General features: G+C 32.0%; 17 protein-coding genes. 13 read left to right on the plus strand and 4 right to left on the minus strand.

All coding sequences use genetic code 11. The features are described from left to right. On the minus strand, positions 1–2,685 hold a 2,685-nt coding region (locus AAEO58_RS12305; RefSeq protein WP_341683688.1), incomplete at its 3' end, for a beta strand repeat-containing protein. A 196-nt stretch (positions 2,686–2,881) separates the two neighbouring features. Between AAEO58_RS12305 and AAEO58_RS12310 the strand changes: the two genes are divergently transcribed. After that, complete coding sequence (locus AAEO58_RS12310) at positions 2,882–5,884, plus strand: sensor histidine kinase (protein WP_341683690.1); 3,003 nt, start codon at positions 2,882–2,884, stop codon at positions 5,882–5,884. Here the strand turns inward: AAEO58_RS12310 and AAEO58_RS12315 are convergent. Then, positions 5,874–6,482: a response regulator gene (locus AAEO58_RS12315; protein WP_341683692.1), complete on the minus strand. Its 609-nt coding sequence runs from the start codon at positions 6,480–6,482 to the stop codon at positions 5,874–5,876. The two genes, AAEO58_RS12310 and AAEO58_RS12315, sit on opposite strands and share 11 nt — an antisense overlap. Positions 6,483–6,557: 75 nt before the next feature. On the opposite strand from AAEO58_RS12315, the gene AAEO58_RS12320 reads away from it, so the two are divergent. Further along, complete coding sequence (locus AAEO58_RS12320) at positions 6,558–7,139, plus strand: non-canonical purine NTP diphosphatase (protein WP_341683693.1); 582 nt, start codon at positions 6,558–6,560, stop codon at positions 7,137–7,139. Here AAEO58_RS12320 and AAEO58_RS12325 read toward each other — a convergent pair. Further along, positions 7,108–7,722: a trimeric intracellular cation channel family protein gene (locus AAEO58_RS12325; RefSeq protein WP_341683694.1), complete on the minus strand. Its 615-nt coding sequence runs from the start codon at positions 7,720–7,722 to the stop codon at positions 7,108–7,110. The genes AAEO58_RS12320 and AAEO58_RS12325 overlap by 32 nt on opposite strands. 182 nt (positions 7,723–7,904) lie before the next feature. On the opposite strand from AAEO58_RS12325, the gene AAEO58_RS12330 reads away from it, so the two are divergent. The 3 genes from AAEO58_RS12330 (at position 7,905) to nhaA (ending at position 11,881) form a co-directional block, all read left to right on the plus strand. After that, a complete protein-coding gene (locus AAEO58_RS12330) occupies positions 7,905–9,806 on the plus strand; it encodes a DEAD/DEAH box helicase (RefSeq protein ID WP_341683695.1) in 1,902 nt (633 codons plus the stop codon). A gap of 85 nt (positions 9,807–9,891) precedes the next feature. Next, positions 9,892–10,665 (plus strand): carboxypeptidase-like regulatory domain-containing protein, encoded by a 774-nt coding sequence (locus AAEO58_RS12335; protein WP_341683696.1) that lies wholly within the window; start codon positions 9,892–9,894, stop codon positions 10,663–10,665. Positions 10,666–10,732: 67 nt separating this feature from the next. Beyond that, entirely contained in the window at positions 10,733–11,881 is a 1,149-nt protein-coding gene (gene nhaA / locus AAEO58_RS12340; RefSeq protein WP_341683697.1) for a Na+/H+ antiporter NhaA, read from the plus strand. Between the two features lies 1 nt (position 11,882). On the opposite strand, the gene AAEO58_RS12345 is transcribed toward nhaA, so the two are convergent. Further along, positions 11,883–12,554, minus strand: coding sequence for a TrmH family RNA methyltransferase (locus AAEO58_RS12345; RefSeq protein ID WP_341683698.1), 672 nt, complete (start codon positions 12,552–12,554; stop codon positions 11,883–11,885). Positions 12,555–12,610: 56 nt separating this feature from the next. On the opposite strand from AAEO58_RS12345, the gene AAEO58_RS12350 reads away from it, so the two are divergent. The 8 genes from AAEO58_RS12350 (at position 12,611) to AAEO58_RS12385 (ending at position 20,828) form a co-directional block, all read left to right on the plus strand. Then, the gene (locus AAEO58_RS12350; protein WP_133606187.1) at positions 12,611–13,141 is read left to right on the plus strand and encodes an RNA polymerase sigma factor; all 531 of its coding nucleotides are present in this window, start codon (positions 12,611–12,613) and stop codon (positions 13,139–13,141) included. Further along, positions 13,134–13,919, plus strand: coding sequence for an anti-sigma factor (locus tag AAEO58_RS12355; RefSeq protein WP_341683701.1), 786 nt, complete (start codon positions 13,134–13,136; stop codon positions 13,917–13,919). Before AAEO58_RS12350 ends, AAEO58_RS12355 begins: the two co-directional genes overlap by 8 nt. Before the next feature lie 57 nt (positions 13,920–13,976). Continuing rightward, a complete protein-coding gene (locus tag AAEO58_RS12360; protein WP_341683703.1) occupies positions 13,977–14,666 on the plus strand; it encodes an SIR2 family NAD-dependent protein deacylase in 690 nt (229 codons plus the stop codon). Positions 14,667–14,740: 74 nt separating this feature from the next. After that, the gene (gene purB / locus AAEO58_RS12365; protein WP_341683704.1) at positions 14,741–16,084 is read left to right on the plus strand and encodes an adenylosuccinate lyase; all 1,344 of its coding nucleotides are present in this window, start codon (positions 14,741–14,743) and stop codon (positions 16,082–16,084) included. 13 nt (positions 16,085–16,097) lie between these two features. Then, entirely contained in the window at positions 16,098–16,877 is a 780-nt protein-coding gene (locus AAEO58_RS12370; RefSeq protein ID WP_341683705.1) for a polysaccharide deacetylase family protein, read from the plus strand. A 71-nt stretch (positions 16,878–16,948) separates the two neighbouring features. Beyond that, the gene (locus tag AAEO58_RS12375) at positions 16,949–19,186 is read left to right on the plus strand and encodes a monovalent cation:proton antiporter family protein (RefSeq protein ID WP_341683707.1); all 2,238 of its coding nucleotides are present in this window, start codon (positions 16,949–16,951) and stop codon (positions 19,184–19,186) included. Positions 19,187–19,266: 80 nt separating this feature from the next. Continuing rightward, positions 19,267–19,572: a GIY-YIG nuclease family protein gene (locus AAEO58_RS12380; RefSeq protein ID WP_341683708.1), complete on the plus strand. Its 306-nt coding sequence runs from the start codon at positions 19,267–19,269 to the stop codon at positions 19,570–19,572. Between the two features lie 107 nt (positions 19,573–19,679). Then, positions 19,680–20,828: a hypothetical protein gene (locus tag AAEO58_RS12385; protein WP_341683709.1), complete on the plus strand. Its 1,149-nt coding sequence runs from the start codon at positions 19,680–19,682 to the stop codon at positions 20,826–20,828. The last annotated feature ends 1 nt before the right edge of the window (position 20,829 follow it).

Raw genomic sequence — 20,829 nt, forward strand, 5'->3', positions numbered from 1 at the left:
TGGATTAGTTCCTTCTGTTTGAACTGATCCTGCTGGTAAAGTTGCTGTATTAACTACTATATTTACTGGAGAACCTGCTGGAACACCCGTAATCGTATAACTTCCATCTGCTGCTGTTGTAGCTGTAGGCTCTCCAACAGTAAATAATCCATCTCCATTTAAATCTGCAAAAACTGTAACTCCTAAAATACCCGTTTCTGCACCATTTTGTGTACCATTTCCATTTGTGTCAGCGTAGATTGTTCCTGTTACACTTCCTTGTGCTTGGTAACCATCTGTTCCTGCTGAAACACTTCCGCCTCCTACTGGAGTAACATTGGTTGGGCTCGTTCCTTCTGTTTGAACTGATCCTGCTGGTAAAGTAGTAGTATCAACTACGATAGCAACTGGACTTCCTGCTGGAACACCTGTAATTGTATAACTTCCATCTGCTGCTGTAGTAGCTGTAGGCTCTCCAACAGTAAATAATCCATCTCCATTTAAATCTGCAAAAACTGTAACTCCTAAAATACCCGTTTCTGCACCATTTTGTGTACCATTTCCATTTGTGTCAGCATAGATAGTACCTGTTACACTTCCTTGTGCTTGGTATCCATCAACTCCTGCAGATACACTTGCGCCTCCTACTGGAGTTACACTTGTTGGATTAGTTCCTTCTGTTTGAACTGATCCTGCTGGTAAAGTTGCTGTATTAACTACTATATTTACTGGAGAACCTGCTGGAACACCCGTAATCGTATAACTTCCATCTGCTGCTGTTGTAGCACTTGGCTCGCCAACATCTGGAGTGCCGTTTCCATTTAAGTCTGCATAAACCGTTACTCCTGAGATGCCTGTTTCTGCTCCGTCTTGTGTTCCATTACCATTTACATCGGCATAGATAGTACCTGTTACACTTCCTTGTGCTTGGTATCCATCAACTCCTGCAGATACACTTGATCCTGCTACTGGAGTTACACTTGTTGGATTAGTTCCCGCTGTTTGAACTGATCCTGCTGGTAAAGTTGCTGTATTAACTACTATATTTACTGGAGAACCTGCTGGAACACCCGTAATCGTGTAACTTCCTCCTGCAGCAATAGTAACTGCGCTAGGCTCGCCAACATCTTGAGTGCCGTTTCCATTTAAGTCTGCATAAACCGTTACTCCAGCAATACCATTTTCAACTACATCAAAAATTCCATCGGCATCTATATCTTCAAAAACATTGCCAGTTACATTTCCAACAGCTGCATTTACAATTAAATCTGCACTATTTGATTGTACATTAGCACAGACAAAATTTGATTCTCTAATAATTACTCTGTAATCGTATCCATTATTTGCAAGTGTAACACCAGTTAATAATAAGGTATTAGTTGTTGCACCTGAATAGATACCACCATTTGTAATATTAGTCCATGTACCACCACCATTTGTACTTTCTTGCCATTGATAAGTTGTAATCCCTGAACCACCTGAGTTTGCAACTGTAAAAGTTGCGTTATTACCAGCAAAAACAGTTTGATTAGCTGGCTGTGTATTTATTGTACTTGCAGTACCAAGTGCAACCACATTGGTATATGATCCGGTATAACTTGCAGCTACAACGGTTCCATTTGGATTTACTGCAGGAATGCCTACTCCATAAACTCCACCATCACCACCATCAGCTGTTGTTAAATTGTAATATTCATTCGCATCTGTACAACCATCATTGTCCGAATCTAAATCTAAGTGATTTGGCAACGAATCTGAATCAGAACTTGACTCGTAAACATCTGGCACACCATCGCTATCTGCATCGGTATAATTTGTAACAGATCCATCTGCATTTGTAATATAAAATGGATCTTGACCAGTATTATCAGTTACATCTAGGAAATTAGGTAATCCATCTCCATCATGATCGCCATTTGGATCATTACCTCCAGCTTCAACAGAATCTAAAATTCCATCATTATCATCGTCTAAATCTGTATCATCAGAAACACCATCACCATCAGTATCATTCAAACATACTGCATACAATGGCGTTGCAATAGCAAAGTTATTTTGATTTAAGTCAAATTCTTTAACAAAACTATTATTAGCATAAATATCAAACTCAATGAATGTAATATCATTAAATTCATACATCACCCTACTTGGCAATCCGTCAGATTCGGTTTGAGTACCAGTTGCATTAAGATCTGGTGGCACATTATCAATAATTAAATTTGTTGTAATAGCAGTAGCCGTAAATCGAACATTTGCACCGCAGTTAGTACCTAAAGATTCATTATTTGGTCCATCTATATCATTAATAATAAACCTAAAGTCATTTACAGGTACTGGCGTAATACCATCTGCTTGAAGGAACGACACTCTCATTCTAGTCACATTGTTAGGGATTCCAGGTGTAATACCTGGATTAACATGTCTATAACTAAAGTTATCATTTGTAAATGTAATTTGAACTGTTGGTCCTCCTGATAATTTTTGCACCCTAACTCTTGCTAAATTAGGTATTGTTGCAGAATTAGCATTAAACAAAACATTATTTGTTCCAGCACCAGAATTAATTCCAGTAATTGTAACATTCTCAAAATTTTGCGAAAACACATTAACAGACGTCAACAAAACAAATAATATCATTAATGACACTAGTTGTTTTTTAAAACCGCCTTTTAAACTAAAAAAATCAATTGGTAATGATTTCATCATAATTATATATTTACTTAATAGCATTTATAACAGTGCATTGTCATTTTAGACAATACAGAAAATGGAAGCAAAAATATTAAGATTTTTTTAAGATATTTGCAGATGAGTACTACAATTATTTGTAGAATAAAAACTACAATGTTGTTTGTCGAATTTATTACGCATTTCATCGATAAAATTAACTAAAAGAAAGCATTTGAGCAGATTTTTACTTTTTATTCTATTATTTCAATTTGGATTTTCGCAACAGAATTTTCATGAAGCATGGTATTCTGCCGATACTGAGCATTTACCACAAAATTCTGTTAAGAGTATTTCTCCAGATAAATTTGGTTTTATTTGGATGACAACTGAAAATGGATTGGTACGTTTTGATGGTAAAAATTTTAAAACTTACAATAACAACAATAGAGGCTTGTCATCAAATCGTTTTCTCTATTTAAGTGGTTCTATTGAAAAAGACTCTTTGAAGACTTTTACCGAAAGCTATGCAGATAATATCATTATTAACCAAAGAACTGCAATTAAAACAACTCAAAATTATCTTTTGAATTCTTTTGAAGAGTATGAAAATAATCGCTTTTATTTAAATAATACTAATAATCTACAAACCGATTTTTTTTTAAGTAAAATAAGAACCAAAAAAGGCGATTATTACAAAATCGAAAAAAATAGAATCATACTTTTCGACAATAAGAATAATAAGAAAAAAGTTATTGAACACCAACACAAACCAAATGACGATTACTTTTTACTTAATGATGAACTAGTATGCCTTAGTTCTAATGGCGATTACATTATTTTTAATTATTTCATTTCAAAAAACAATAAACTAGATTTAAATAATATCAATAAAAAAATATACAATCATCTTACACAACAATATTTTATTTGCACCAACAAAGAAATTTATATTATAAAAAAAGCAACCAATAAATTATACTTATCATTACTTCACAAACAAGACAAACCTTTTACTTATGACATTAAATGTTTATACTATGATATTAAGTGTAATAAATTATTTTTAGGAACAGGTGAAAAAGGTTTAGGAATAATTACCTTAAACAAATTTGGTATCTTAACTAATATAAATAGCGCTAACAATAATTATTATGCAACAACACCTTTTTTAGAGAATACTTTCTTGACTTCTAAAGGCGAAATTTATAATAAAAATGGCTTAATTAATGACTTAAAGCTAAACCAAACTGGAAATCAATTTGGAATTGCAATAGATAAAAATCAGAATATATGGATTCCTGAAAACTCGAATCTTGTTTGTTATTTCCACAAAACAAACTACAAGACATTTAAGAAATATAAGTTCAAATCTATTTTATCTACCATATATTGTGATTCTGAAAATAAAATTTGGATAGGATTTAGGAAAGATGATGCTCCACTAGTATCTGTAGCAACAATAAACGCTAATGATTTAAACTCTAAACCTCTCTTTATAAAATCATTAGATGAGCCTGTAAATTTCTTTGTTGAGTTGAGAAAAGATAAAATGATACTATCGAGTTTGAATAAAAAAATTATTCATTATGATAAAATCACTCAAAAAGTAACAAAATTATCAAGCGGTAAAAATGACATAAGAAGCATATTTATATGTAATGATAATAAAATTTGGGTTTGCACTTACAGTAATGGTTTTAGCCTATTTGAAAATAATAGATTTTACAAATTACCAATTGATAAAAGTTCATACTTAACATCTGCACATTGTATAATGGAAGACAATGAAGGTCATTTTTGGATTAGTACTAACAAGGGATTAATTGAGGTTGATAAGAAAAATTTACTGAATTACATCAAGGAAAAATCACCTGTTTATTACAATCATTATGACAAAAAAAATGGCTTTTTAACCAATGAATTTAATGGTGGTTGTGAACCATGCAATACAAAGCTTAAAAATGGTTATTTTGTTTACCCAAGTTTGAACGGTTTAATTGCTTTTAATCCAGAAAAAGTTAACAAAATTTTACCCTCTGGAGACTTTTACATCAATGAAGTTGAAATAGCAAATAGGATATTATACTTCAAAGACACTTTAAAAGTTGATAGAAAAAACAATCGCATCAGAATAAAAATAGACTTTCCCTATTTTGGAAATGAAGACAACGTCTATTTTGAAGCAAAATTACAACTTAACAAAAATGACAAATGGGTTAAATTAGCAGACGATAGAACTATTACTTTTACCAATCTACCTCCAGGAAATCATGATTTATTAATCAGAAAATTAGGCGATTTTTCAACTATATATAAAACAAAACAAATTACTATTGTTGTTCCTTTTTTATATTATGAAACCCTTTGGTTTAAAATAATTTCTTCTATATTAATTGCTTTTATTTTTGTTATCGGAATTCGTCTTCGTTACAATTACATTCAAAAGAAAAACATAGAACTTGAGAGTACTATAGAGGAAAGAACTAGAACATTAATTAAAACCATTAATGAATTAAACTCAACAAAAAATAATTTAACAAAAGAAATAAATCAGCAAAAAAAACTAATTGGCACCATTAGCCATGACATAAAATCTCCATTAAAATTCATAAATATTGGGATTAATAATCTTGAAGAAAAATCAAAAAACATTGATAATATTGAAATTCAAAAAATAAGTAATACTCTTAACAATTCATCAAAATCATTATTAAATTTTATTGATAATTTAATTGAGTATTCAAAAATTGTACTTGATAATTCGATAAGTGAAGATGATTTTGTAGATGCCGATGTAATATCAAGTGAAATCATTAACTTATACAAAGAAATTGCTATATCAAAAAACAATCAGCTCAACTACAAAAACCTCAGTAACAAAAAAATCTTAATCACTAATAAAATTTCTAAAATTATCATTGGTAATCTAGTCGACAATGCTTTGAAAAATACTGAAAACGGAACTATCGATATAACTATTGAACTTAAGTCTAATAAAATTTTTCTTAATGTAACTGACACTGGAAAAGGATTTACAGATGCACAAATAAATTATTACACAACTTTATTTAACAACTATGAAAAAACAAAATTTAATTTTCAAAATAATGGCTTGGGATTATATTTAGTAATAGAATTAATAAACTTATTAAACGGTGATTTTAGAATTAACAAAAACAATCCAAAAGGAAGTAGGATAGAAATTATCGTAGATTCAAAAATATCTAATTATTAAAAATTGTAACTAACTCAATTACATTAGAAACATTAAGTTTTTCAAAAATTCTATTCTTATAGGTACTAACTGTAGACATTTTTAAATTTAATTTATTTGCGATTTCTAAATTTCCAAAACCTTTTATTAAAAGTTTAGCAACTTCCATTTCTCTATTAGAAAGTTTATCTTTTGAATCAATTAAATTATTCGCATTTGCTTTAAAAATAAACTCATTTGAAATTGAACTTCCATTAGCTAAAATTTCAATTACAGCTTCAATAAAATTTTTCTCCTCTTCTAGTTTTGACACAAACCCATTTACACCTGCTCTTATGTATTTTAATTTAATCTCTTCTTCTTCATGTGCAGAGAAAATCAAAATCTTTTGAATTGGGTTAATACTTCTGATTTTTGAAATCATTGTTGTTTTTAATCCTTCAGGAAGATTGATATCAAGTATAACTAAATCTATTTTAAAATTACTAAGAATATCTAAACACTTTTCAAAACAATCAGCTTCATAAAAAAAAGGGGATTCTAACTTATCTGTTAGTAATATTTCAATGCCAGATCTTACTATGGCATGATCATCAACAATTAAAACATTTTGATTCATTCGATTTTTTTTTGCTAATCTAATAAATTTGAAAATATATTTGTAGTATATTACATGATAAATAATTAAATGAAGATGAAACTCGTATTCGCATCCAACAATAAAAATAAAATTAAGGAAATTCAGGCTTTAGTTCCAAATACCTTTCAAATTGTAAGTTTGGAAGATATTGGTTGTTTTGAAGATATCCCAGAAACAGCCGATACGATTGAAGGGAATGCCATCCTAAAAGCCAATTACGTTACTGAAAAATATGGTTACGATTGTTTTGCAGATGATACGGGTTTAGAAGTTGATGCTTTGAATGGTGCTCCAGGAGTTTATTCTGCTCGATATGCTGGCGAACAAAAAGATGCAAATGATAATATGGATAAGCTTTTATCGGAATTAAATGACAAATCGAACAGAAAAGCCAATTTTAAAACGGTGATTGCGTTAAATCTGAACGGAAAACAAAATTTATTTACCGGAATAATCAACGGAAAAATCATTGAAGAAAAAATTGGAACCAATGGTTTTGGCTACGACCCAATTTTTGTAGCTGACGGATTTGATATAACTTTTGCCGAATTGAGCATGGAAGAAAAATCAACCATCAGTCACAGAGGAATTGCGGTAAAAGAACTTATTCTTTTCTTACAAAAACTGTCCCAATAGGCAAACTCCAATTGTATTTGAAAGCTATTAATCGGAATGAAATAATAAAAACCGCTACGATTAATGAAATAATATCGCTTTGCATTTGTAATTCTTGTAAAAGGAAAAACAGAATTCCACCCGCAATACAAAGCGTAGCATAAATTTCCTTTCGGAATAAAACTGGAATTTCGTTACAGAGAATATCACGAATTACACCGCCAAAAGTAGCTGTCAAAGTTCCCAAAATCACACAAATAACCGGACTTAAGCCAAATTCTAATCCTTTTTCTAAACCTATTAAGGTAAAAACACCTAATCCAATGGTATCGAATAAGAACATCGAAATACGCAAACGTTCTAAATAACGATTGAATATTATAGAAAGTAGAAAGCCTGTTGTAATAATATATACATAATCGATATCTAACATCCACCCTACCGGCGTTCTTCCTATTAATACATCGCGAACTGTTCCACCACCTAATGCTGTTACAAAAGCAATACAATACACACCAAACAAATCCAATTTCTTATAAATAGCAGTTAATGCTCCTGAAATAGCAAATACTAATGTTCCAATAATGTCTAACAGTTCAAACATGGCTCTTATTTTGATGCAAAAATACCTTACTTTCTAATTTTTCCATTGTAATTTGAGCAATAAAACATATTTTATAAAATATGTGAAAAAGAAAAAAATCGTAACAAATTGAAAATCAATATCTAACAAATTAGTTTATGTGATTTATAAACCGTACCTTTGCACCCAATTTAAAATATTATATGAATAAATTTGAACAATTAGGATTGAATGAGTCGCTACTGCTGGCGATTAAAGATCTAGGATTTGAGAATCCGTCAGAAGTGCAAGAAAAAGCGATTCCAGTACTATTGGAACAAAACACAGATTTAGTTGCCCTAGCGCAAACAGGTACAGGGAAAACCGCAGCTTTTGGTTTCCCGCTAATTCAAAAAATTGATGCTGAGAATAGAAATACACAGGCATTAATTTTATCGCCAACACGTGAATTATGCTTACAAATCACCAACGAGATTAAATTATACTCAAAGTACATAAAGGGGTTACATACAGTGGCTGTTTATGGTGGTGCAAGCATTACAGAACAAGCTAGAGAAGTTAAACGTGGTGCACAAATTATTGTGGCAACACCAGGTAGAATGCAAGACATGATTAACAGAGGTCTTGTAAACATTAAAAACATCGATTTTTGTATCTTAGATGAGGCAGATGAGATGTTAAACATGGGATTCTACGAAGACATTTGTTCCATTTTATCGGACACACCAGATGAGAAAAACACTTGGTTATTCTCTGCAACTATGCCTGCTGAAGTAGCGCGTATTGCAAAACAATTCATGTCGTCTCCAGTAGAAATTACTGTGGGAAGCAAAAACTCAGGTTCGGCTACAGTATCACACGAATATTACTGTGTGAATGCTCGTGACCGTTACGAAGCTTTAAAACGTTTAGCAGATGCTAACCCAGATATTTTCTCGGTTGTATTTTGTAGAACAAAAAGAGACACACAAGCGGTTGCTGAAAAACTTATCGAAGATGGTTACAACGCAGCGGCATTACACGGAGATTTATCGCAAGCACAACGTGATGGCGTAATGAAATCGTTTAGAGGTCGTCAAATTCAAATGTTGGTTGCAACAGACGTTGCGGCTCGTGGAATTGACGTTGACAACATTACTCACGTAGTAAATTATCAATTACCAGACGAAATTGAAACCTACAATCACCGTTCAGGAAGAACTGGTAGAGCTGGAAAATTAGGAACTTCTATTGTAATTATTACGAAAAGTGAAATCAGAAAAATACACTCAATTGAGCGTATTATCCAACAAAAATTCGAAGAAAAAACAATCCCATCTGGAATTGAAATCTGCGAAATTCAGTTGTTACACTTAGCAAACAAAATTAAAGATACAGAAGTTGATCACGAAATTGACAACTATTTACCTGCTATTAATGAAGTTTTAGATGGTTTATCTAAAGAAGAGTTAATTAAGAAAATGGTATCTGTTGAATTTAATAGATTCATCAACTATTACAAATCGAAACGTGATTTATCAGGTGAAAGAGGAAATGATAGAGAAAGAAGTTCTGAACCAAGAGAAATTAGAGCAGGTGATCCTGTTCGTTATTTCATTAACATTGGAGCAAGAGACGATTTCGATTGGATGCAATTAAAAGACTTTATCAAAGAAACTTTAGATTTAGGCAGAGATGACGTATTTAAAGTGGATGTAAAAGAAGGTTTCTCTTTCTTTAACACTGATGGAGAACATACTGACAAAGTAATGTCTGTTCTTAACGGATATGATATGAACGGTAGAAGAATCAACGTTGAAATTTCTAAAAATGATGGTGGCGGAAGACGTGACCATAATGGAAGAAACTCTGGCGGAGGCTTTGGTGGTGGAAGACGCGAAGGTGGCTTTAACCGTGAAAGAAGTGGTTCTGCTCCAAGAAGAGAAGGTGGTAGAGATAGCGGTTTCCGTAGCGATAGAGGTTCAGCTCCTAAAAGAGAAGGTGGCTTCAGAGGCGAAAGAAGCAGTTCTGCTCCTAAAAGAGAAGGCGGATTTTCAGATAGAGCGCCAAGACGTGCTGAAAGTGCTGGAGATTCTTCAAGACCAAGAAGACCAAGAAGAAGCTAACGATTTTCGTTAATTTTCTTATAAATTTATAGAAAACTACAAAATATCATCTTTAGATTCGTATTTTTGAATCAATAAATAAAGAATGAGATATTTTGTAGTTTTTCTTTTTGCCCTAATTTCAAATTTTTGTTTTTCACAAAGTGATTCGCTTGTGACTAACTTAAAAGGTACTGTTATTCATAACGAAACAAAACTTCCTATGGGCAATGTACACGTTATAAATGCTTCGCGTGTAAAAGGAACAGTAACCAGCCCAAGTGGTACGTTTGAAATTGGAGCCAAAGTAAATGACACTATATTATTTACCTATCTAGGCTACGAAACCGTAAAAGTAAAAGTAACCAACGACTGGATAAAACAAAATCCAACTAAAATTTATTTGACTGAAAAAGCATATGTTTTAGACGAAGTAATTGTTGCTAAATACAACTTAACTGGATTTGTTGAAGTAGACACACGATTAATTCCGGTTGCAAATGATTCTTATCGCTATAGCATTTCAGGGCTAAAAGCAGGTTATGAAGGTGGTGAATATAAACCAGGTGCGATTGCAAAAGTTTTAGGTTCTATTTCTAATCCAGCAGATTTACTCTATAATGTTTTTGGTAAACGACCTAAGGAAATGAAGAAACTAAAAGAAATGAAAAAGGATGATACCGTTAGAAATCTTTTAGCTACTAAGTTTGACCGAGAAACGCTTGCTGCTTTGTTGGAAATAAATAAAGATGATATTCCATTAATTCTTCAAAACTGTAATTATTCAGAATATTTTATTCAAACCGCAAACGACTTACAAATCATGGATGCCATTAGTGCGTGCTATGAAGATTATAAAATCTTAAAGAAGAATAAATAATTTCAAATTCCTCTTCACTATTTGACAATTCAGTTGCTTTAAAATAGCGACGCTTAATAAAAATAGAATGAAAGCAACTCAATTATATAAAGATTTTTTTGAAAGCGAAAAATCAGGAGGATTAGTCTTAATTGCCTTTACCCTCATTTCCTTGTTCATTGCTAATTCTGACTTCGGAAATTCATACATTCATTTGTGGGAAACGCAATTTGCAGGTCATAGTATTGAACATTGGATTAACGATGGATTAATGACAATTTTCTTTTTACTAATTGGTTTAGAATTAGAAAGAGAAATCTACAAAGGCGAATTATCGCACATAAAAGATGCTTTACTTCCGATTTTTGGCGCTTTAGGCGGAATGCTTGTTCCTGCATTGATTTTTTTACTATTTAATTTTGGAACAAACACACAATCTGGAGCTGGAATACCAATGGCAACCGATATTGCATTTGCCTTGGGAATTTTATCCTTATTAGGAAATAGAGTTCCTACCTCATTAAAAATTTTTTTGACCGCCTTAGCAGTAATTGATGACTTAGGTGCTATAATAATTATTGCTATTTTTTATACCAAAACACTATTGTGGGCTAATTTATTAATTGCACTAGGGATTTTTGCTTGCTTACTGATTTTAAACAGATTAAAAGTCAACAATCTTATTCCATATTTAATTGGCGGGGTTATTATCTGGTATTTTATGCTTCATTCTGGCGTACATGCTACAATTACTGGCGTTTTATTGGCATTTGCGATTCCTTTTGGAGATGGTGGCGAAAAAACACCTTCCTATTTATTGCAACACTTTTTACATAAACCAGTAGCGTTTATTATCATGCCCATTTTTGCATTAGCAAATACTGCAATTATAATTGGTTCTGATTTTAATAGTATTATATCCCAAAATTATAGCATTGGAATTGCTTTAGGACTTATTATTGGAAAACCTTTAGGAATAATTACCATCTTGTTTTTAGCGATTAAACTAAAATTCTGTCAACTTCCGAATGAACTCAACTGGAAATCCATACTTGGTGTAGGTTTCTTAGCAGGAATTGGTTTCACGATGTCTATTTTCATCACGCTTTTGGCTTTTGAAGATGAAACCATCATTAATAATTCTAAATTTATAATCTTGCTTTCTTCCTTAATTGCTGGAATAATCGGATTTATAGCTTTAAAACTGACCTTAAAAGAAGTGCATCTCGAAGAATAAATTAGTAATTTGAATTAACTTCATTGAACTTTTTTTCTATAAAATCAATGTCTTTTATAGATTTTCGCGTCCAATCCAAACGCTTTTCTAAAACTTCTTCTTCCGATAATTGCCAATTAATATCCGATTGACGTAAACGATTTGTCACATCTTGAATAATAATTGCTGCAGAAACTGAAATATTCAAACTTTCAGTATAACCTACCATTGGTATTTTCAAAAATCCATCCGCTTGTTGCATTACTTCTTCTGATAAACCATCGCGCTCCGTTCCAAAAAATAAAGCAGATGGTTTTGTAATATCAAATTCATGCAATAAACAAGAATCGTTATGCGGTGTAGTCGCTATTATTTGATAGCCTTTTCCTTTTAAATTAGTAATACAATCCTGAATGGAAGAAAATCGATTAATATCGACCCATTTTTCAGCTCCCATTGCAATTTCTTTATCGATACTTTTACCAAATTTTTGCTCAATCACATTCAATTCTTGAATACCAAATACTTCGCAACTACGCATCACAGCACTTGTATTGTGCAATTGAAACACATCTTCCATCGCAATAGTAAAATGTTTTGTTCGGTTTTTCAATACTCTTAAAAAGCCTTCTTTTCTATTTTCGGTAATAAAGCCTTCTAAGTATGTTAACAAGTCTTGATTAAATTTCTCCATAAGGCAAAAATAATACTACTTTTTTTATTATTTTAGACAAAAAAAAAGAAAATTGCATGACACAAGAAGAACTTTTACCCCTATTACTTAAAAAAGACGATAGGTCGTTTACTCTACTCTACGATAATTACTCGAAGAGTTTGTACGGAATTATTTTCAATTTAATTAAAGACAAAGAAGAAGCTGAAGATGTGCTTCAGGAAGTTTTTGTTAAAATTTGGAAAAATATTGATACTTACAATACCTCAAAAGGCCGATTGTACACCTGGATGTTAAATATTGCACGTAATACTTCTATTGACAAATTGCGCTCAAAAGGATTTAACAACAATCAGAAAAACCTATCTACCGATAATTTCGTACATATATTGGACGATAACTCGAAGGCCATCAACAAAATAGATGCGATTGGAATTAAAGAGTTTATCAAAAAACTGAAGCCAAAGTGCATCCAACTAATTGATTTGTTGTTTTTTAAAGGGTATACCCAACAAGAAGCATCTGATGAATTAGAGATTCCTTTAGGAACCGTGAAAACGCAGAACAGAAATTGTATGAATGAATTAAGACTAATGATCAATGAATAGTAGAGAATATATAGAATCAGGTATTTTAGAACTGTATGTATTTGGAAAACTTTCCGATGAAGAAATTGCGGAAGTCAACCAAATGGCAGCACAATATCCTGAAGTGAGAGAGGAAATTAAGGCTATTGAAGCAGCAGTCATTAATTTATCACATAGTGTAGCACCTCATTTATCGGCAACTAATTTCGAAAAAATCAGAGCCGAATTATTAGGAAGAAGCAAAGTCGTAACAATGAAACCGCGTTCCAATTGGTCACAATATACGGGTTGGATTGCTGCAGCTGTATTAGTTGTTGGTTTTGGACTTCAATTTTATAAATTAAACCAAACGAATGAAACCTTGAATAACGTTTCTACACAAAAAGACTTATTACAAGAATCAGTTGTGGATTTAGAATTGAAGAAAAAAGAATCTGAAGAAGTTTTAGCCATTTTAAGAGATACAAGTAATATTGCCGTTGCTTTAGCTGGACAACAAGTAGCTCCAAACGCTTATGCAAAAGCATATTACAACAAAAACACGAAAGAAGTATACATTGATGCTTCTGGTTTACCAACTCCTCCAAAAGGAATGGTATACCAAGTATGGGCATTAAAATTAGAACCTGTTTTAACACCTACAAGTATTGGATTGCTTGATTCATATGCTACAAGTACTACAAAAGTAATTAAAGTAGAAAACGCAAATGAAGCACAAGCTTTCGGAATTACATTAGAACCTGCGGGAGGAAGTGCTGGACCAACAATGGAACAACTCTATACCTTAGGAAAAGTATAATACTCAAATGCGTCTTTAAGGCGCATTTGTTTTTTAAAATTGCAAAAGAAAAGAAAAATGAAAAAAATTGTAGTACTAACAGGTGCTGGAATTAGTGCCGAAAGCGGAATCAAAACGTTCCGTGATGCTGATGGTTTGTGGGAAGGTCATGACATTATGGAAGTAGCTTCGCCCATCGGTTGGAAAAAAAATGCTGAATTAGTTTTGGACTTTTATAACAAACGAAGAGCCCAACTCTTAACCGTAAAACCTAATAAAGCACACGAAATTTTAGCCGAATTAGAAGAACATTTCGATATTCATATTATTACCCAAAACGTTGACGATTTACATGAAAGAGCAGGAAGTAATAAAGTTATTCACTTGCATGGCGAATTATTAAAAGTACGAAGCATTTTAAACGAAGATTTTGTAATTGATTGGAAACACGATTTAAATTTAGGCGATTTTGATTTGGAAGGTAACCAATTACGACCACATATTGTTTGGTTTGGCGAGGATGTTCCTATGATTGAACACGCTATTGATATTGTAGAAACAGCTGATATTTTAATTATTATCGGAACTTCTTTACAAGTATATCCTGCAGCAGGATTGATGAATTATGTGAATCAAAATGTTCCCGTGTATTACATTGATCCAAATCCAGCCACGATTTATGATTTACCAAATGAGTTGAAAGTATTACCACTAACCGCCGTTGAAGGAATGAAAATTGTTAAAGAAGAACTTTTAAATTTAAAGTAAAAAACTCTAAACTAATTACTCATAACTAATCACTAATTACTAAATTTGCACTTCTTTAAACAACACACAACAAAATGCAATTAACAGAATTAAATGCTATTTCGCCAATTGATGGTCGTTATAGAAGCAAAACTATTTCATTATCTCCTTATTTTTCTGAAGAAGCCTTAATTAAATACCGCGTTTTGGTAGAGGTTGAATATTTTATTGCTTTGCGCGAAGCTGATTTACCTCAATTAGCCAAAATTGACAAATCGATTTACGATTCTTTAAGAGCGATTTACATCAACTTTTCTACTGAAGATGCACTTTGGATTAAAGAAACCGAAAAAACAACAAATCACGATGTTAAAGCGGTGGAATATTTCATCAAATCTAAGTTTGATGGTTTAGGATTACAAGAATATAAAGAGTTCATCCATTTCGGATTGACTTCTCAAGATATCAACAATACAGCGATTCCACTTTCTACAAAAGAAGCATTTGAAAATGTATATTTACCAGGTTTAGTAAGTGTAATTGCAAAATTAAAAGAATTAGCAATGGAATGGAAAGACGTTCCAATGTTAGCTAGAACTCACGGTCAACCAGCCTCTCCTACTCGTTTAGGAAAAGAAATTTTAGTTTTCGTAGAGCGTTTAGAAGAGCAAATGCGTTTGTTATTCAATGTTCCGTTTGCAGCTAAATTTGGTGGCGCAACTGGAAATTACAACGCACACAAAGTAGCATATCCAAACACAGATTGGAAAAAATTCGGAACCGATTTCGTAGAAAACAGTTTAGGATTACACCATTCGTTCCCAACAACACAAATTGAACATTACGATCATTTTGCAGCCTTTTTCGATGCTTTAAAACGTATCAATACGATTTTAATCGATTTAGATAGAGATATTTGGACGTATGTTTCTATGGATTATTTCAAACAAAAAATCAAAGCAGGAGAAATTGGTTCTTCGGCGATGCCACATAAAGTTAATCCAATTGATTTTGAAAATTCGGAAGGAAATTTAGGAATTGCGAATGCGATTTTCGAACATCTTTCAGCAAAATTACCTCTTTCAAGATTACAACGCGATTTAACAGACAGTACGGTTTTACGTAACATCGGTGTACCAATGGGACACACTTTAATCGCATTTGAAGCTACTTTAAAAGGATTGAATAAACTGTTATTAAACGAAGAAAAATTCGCAGAAGATTTAGAGAAAAACTGGGCGGTGGTTGCTGAAGCAATTCAAACAATTTTACGTCGTGAAGGTTATCCAAATCCATACGAAGCTTTGAAAGACTTAACTAGAACAAATACTGTAATTAACAAAGGAGCCATTCATAATTTCATTGGAACTTTAAAAGTTTCTGAAGAAGTAAGAGCGGAATTAATGCAAATTACACCTAGCAATTATTTGGGGATTTAATTCCTTCTAAAATATGCCAAAACCTATCAGTATAAAACTCATTCTCATTAGTTTACTGATAGGTTTTTTCTTTTATTCTTGTTCGTCTACCAAAACCACAACCACAAATTCCAAAGCTGGAGTTGTTATCACATTTGATGATTACTTCGTAAACGAATGGAAAGAAGCGGATGTTCAACTCGCAAAATACAATTGGAAAGCTACTTTTTGCGTAAGTAATTTTGAAAAACTCTCTGTTTCAGATATCTCAAATTTAAAAGAACTTCAAAACAAAGGGCACGAAATTGCTGGTCACGGATTTCGTCATCTCAATGCAAAAGAATTTGCTAAGAAAAATAATAAACAGCAATACTTAATTGTTGAAATTTTTCCTTTAATCGAAGCATTCAAAAAAGAAGGCATCGAAATTAAATCGTTTGCTTATCCTTTTGGAGCCAAAACACAAACATTAGACTACGAATTACAAAAACATTTCGAAATCATCAGAGGAACTGCAAAAGGCGGCAAAAAAGTAGCCGATAACGCTAATTTCTATAACGGAACTCGACTTGCAAACGGAATTGGAATCGACAGTAATTACGAGCATTTTAGTTTAAACTACTTAACTAAAGTTTTAAATTACGCAAAAAAACACAATAAAATAGTCGTTTTCTACGGACACAAACCCGTTGAAAAAGCTACAAATGAGTATGAAGTAGATCTGAAAACATTAGAAATGATTTGTCAATTTGTGGTTTCAAACCAAATGAAATTTTACACGCTTCAAGAACTTAATTCGTTAAAAAAACAATAAAATTGAGCGCATAAAGAATTGAAATTTTGAAAACCGACCACTTTTCACTATTTTAGTAAAAATTCAAATTTATGCCAATACTACTCACTGCTTCCACTGTTCATTTACCCAATTTAATTAGCGATTTAGGACTAATTTTAGTCACTGCTGCCATTGCAGTACTCATTTTTAGAATCTTAAAACAACCGTTAGTTTTAGGATATTTGGTCGCAGGTTTTTTAGCTGGAAGCGAGTTTGATTTTTTCCCGACGGTAAAAGACATGAATAGTGTAAAGGTATGGGCAGAAATTGGCGTTATATTTCTTTTGTTCAGTTTAGGACTCGAATTTAGTTTCAAAAAACTAATGAAAGTCGGCGGAACAGCTTCCATCACAGCGTTAACCCAAATCATCACAATGGTAGCTTTGGGCTATTTCGTAGGGCAAATGATGGATTGGGGCAAAATGAATAGTTTATTTTTAGGTGTAATTTTATCCATTTCTTCTACCACAATTATCTTAAAAACCTTTGATGAATTAGGTGTAAAAACACAAAAATTCGCAGGAAATGTAATCGGAGCCTTAATCGTGCAAGATATTTTAGCCATTTTAATGATGGTTTTATTGTCTACCGTTGCGGTGAGTCAGCAATTTTCGGGTACCGAATTATTTCAATCCGTTTTAAAATTAGTATTCTTTTTAACGATTTGGTTTGTAGCGGGAATTTTCTTTATCCCAACATTACTTAAAAAAGCCAAACACCTTTTAACTGATGAAATGTTGCTTATTGTTTCATTGGCATTGTGCTTATTAATGGTACTTTTTGCAGCAAATGTGGGCTTCTCTCCTGCTCTTGGTGCGTTTATTATGGGTTCAATTATTGCCGAAACTACACAAGCCGAACACATTGAACATTTGGTAAAACCCGTAAAAGATTTATTTGGCGCGGTTTTCTTCGTATCTGTCGGAATGTTGATTGATCCTGAAATGTTGATGAAATATGCATTTCCGGTTGGAATTCTAACTTTAGTAGTTATTCTTGGGCAATCGCTTTCTTCAACCATTGGCGCTTTACTTTCGGGTCAACCGCTGAAACAATCCATACAAACTGGTATGAGTTTATCGCAAATTGGAGAGTTTTCGTTCATCATCGCAACTTTAGGAATGACTTTAAATGTAACGAGCGATTTCTTATACCCAATTGTGGTTGCGGTTTCAGCTATTACAACCTTTACAACGCCATTCATGGTGAAATTTTCAACGCCTTTATCTATCTTTTTGGAGAAAAAATTACCAAGACGTTGGGTTAAAAAAATAGAACGTTACAGCGCCAATACCGAAGCTATTAAATCGGTTAGCACATGGCAAATTGTATTAAAAGCGTATTTAATTCAGGTAATCATTCACTCGATTATTATTGTGGCGATTATTCTACTTTCATCCAAATATATTTTGCCTTTGGTTGAAGATTCCCGTTTTGGAAATGCTATCGCAGCTTTAATAACGGTTGTTATTTTATCACCCTTTTTATGGGCATTATCGTTGCGAAGAGTGGCTGTGGAACAAGTACAGGAATTAATGCAAGTCAGAAAATATCAAGGTCCGATTATTGTGTTGGTATTCTTTAGAATTGCGCTAACCTTATTCTATTTCGGATTTGTATTGAATGAGTTTTTCTCACCAGTTATCGCCATCATTGCTTTAGTTATTGGAATTGTATCGTACATTTTATTCCCGAAACGATTGCATGCTTTTTACAACAAAATCGAAGGTCATTTCTTGAAAAACTTCAACGATAGAGAAATCACGAAACAAGCCAACAAACGTCAGAATGTATTGTCGCCTTGGGATGGTCATATGGCCGATTTAATTATTGCAAAAGAATCGAATTTAGCAGGTAAAACGTTGGAAGAATTAAAAATTAGAGAGCAATTCGGAATTAATATTGCGTCTATCAAACGTGGTGATGTCACGATTAATATTCCAATAAGAACCGAACGCTTATTTCCAGGTGACGAAATCAACATAATTGGTACGGATGAACAAGTAAAATTATTCAAAAACTTCTTAGACAAACACGAAATAGACGAACCAGAAGCTTTCATTAAAGAAGATATTATTCTACAACAATTAGAACTTAAAAACCGCGTTTGCATAGGAAAAAGTATTCGAGAATCGCAAATTAGAGAGAAAACACACGGCATCATCGTAGGCATCGAACGTAACGGAAAACGTATTCTAAATCCAGAATCACACTGGATTTTAGAATCAGATGATATTTTATGGATTGCCGGTGATAGAAAAAAAATTAATGAGTTTTTGAAACAATAATAACGTAAACCTCAACGCAAAGTCTTTGCGAGGAACGAAGCAATCTCGAAGCAATCTCTACTCAATCTTAATTGTAAGCAATGAAACCAGGATTTATTTATATCATTACGAACAAAAACAATACAGTGCTTTATATTGGTGTTACTTCTAATTTACCACAACGGATTGAAGAACATAAACAAAAACGTTATGAAAATTCATTTTCTGCTCGTTACAACTTAAATAAGTTAGTTTATTATGAACAGTTTCAAATGATTGGTGATGCTATTGGACGAGAAAAACAATTAAAAGCTGGTAATCGAGCTACAAAAGAAAAATTAATAAATAGTATAAATCCAACTTGGAATGACTTGTATGACGAAATAATCGACATTATGAGTATTTAGATTGCTTCGTTCCTCGCAATGACTTTGAGTTTAAAGTTTGTGTTTAAATTTTAAGATTTTATTAAGATTTTGGCACGAAACTTGATTTTTCTTTCAAAACAAACTTTATGAAAGTATTTTATATCCTTATATTATCCATTACAATATTTTCTTGTCAAAAAGAAAAAACGTCTTTACCAATTGAAGAAAATTCGATTGCAATTTCTTCTCAATTAAAAACGGATAAATTACAAACTTTTGAATTCGTTCTTAAAAATGATACTTTAATTTCAGGGAAAGAAGGAACAGATATTTGGATTCCAAGAGATTTATTTGAAAATTATTCGAATGGAAAAATCATTTTTGAATTAAAAGAGTTTTATTCAAAAGAAGATATGATTTTAAATGGTTTATCAACTGTAACTGATAAAGATGAGTTATTAGAATCTTCGGGAATGTTTTACATTAATTTTAAAGAAGACGATAAACAATTGAAAATCAAAAAAGGAAAATCATATAAAGTAGAAATTCCGAATAAACCATTAACCGACAGTAATATTTATTATAACGATAATGATTCTATTTTTAAATGGGAATTGGGAAAATCCAAATTAAAAGTTTTATATCCAGATATTTTAAGAAATCATGCATTTAGAATTAGCGTTGGTAAAGATGGTATAGGTGGTTTTTTCAAAGTAACAACTTTAGATAGTTTAAAAATTGCTCAAAAAATTGATTCTTTGAAAATTATAGAAATTATAAATAAAGAATTAAGCAAAGATGAAGCTTTAAGTGAATTAGCTCGCATTTTTCTTTCTGAAACAGATGAATCAGATAGTGATATTAATAATGATAAAACTTTATCAGAAGCAGAAAAGAGTTATAAATTAAAAAACAGAAAACAATTTCACTATAACTTTTCAGAAATATATTCATTTACTGATAATAAATTAGGTTGGATAAATATTGATGAAGTTTTAGAATATGAAGTTGAAAAAAATATAATTTTAAAAAATACAAAAAAATATAATGACTACTCCATAAACCTAATATATTTAAACAATAAATCACTTTTAAACTACAATTTAAACGAGTTTAAAACCCATTCAGACAGTGTTAAAATTATTGGAAAAATCAAAGTTGTTATTTATGCTAATTCAGGAAATAAAATCATGTTTGATTCGTTTTATATTGATAAAAATTCCAAAAGTGAATTTGATTTAAATTTTAAAGAAACCACTTTGGATAAATTAAAGCAAGAACTAATCTCCAACTAAC

The sequence above is a fragment of the Flavobacterium helocola genome, assembly GCF_038289885.1.
In the GTDB taxonomy this organism is placed as follows: Bacteria; Bacteroidota; Bacteroidia; order Flavobacteriales; family Flavobacteriaceae; genus Flavobacterium; species Flavobacterium cheniae.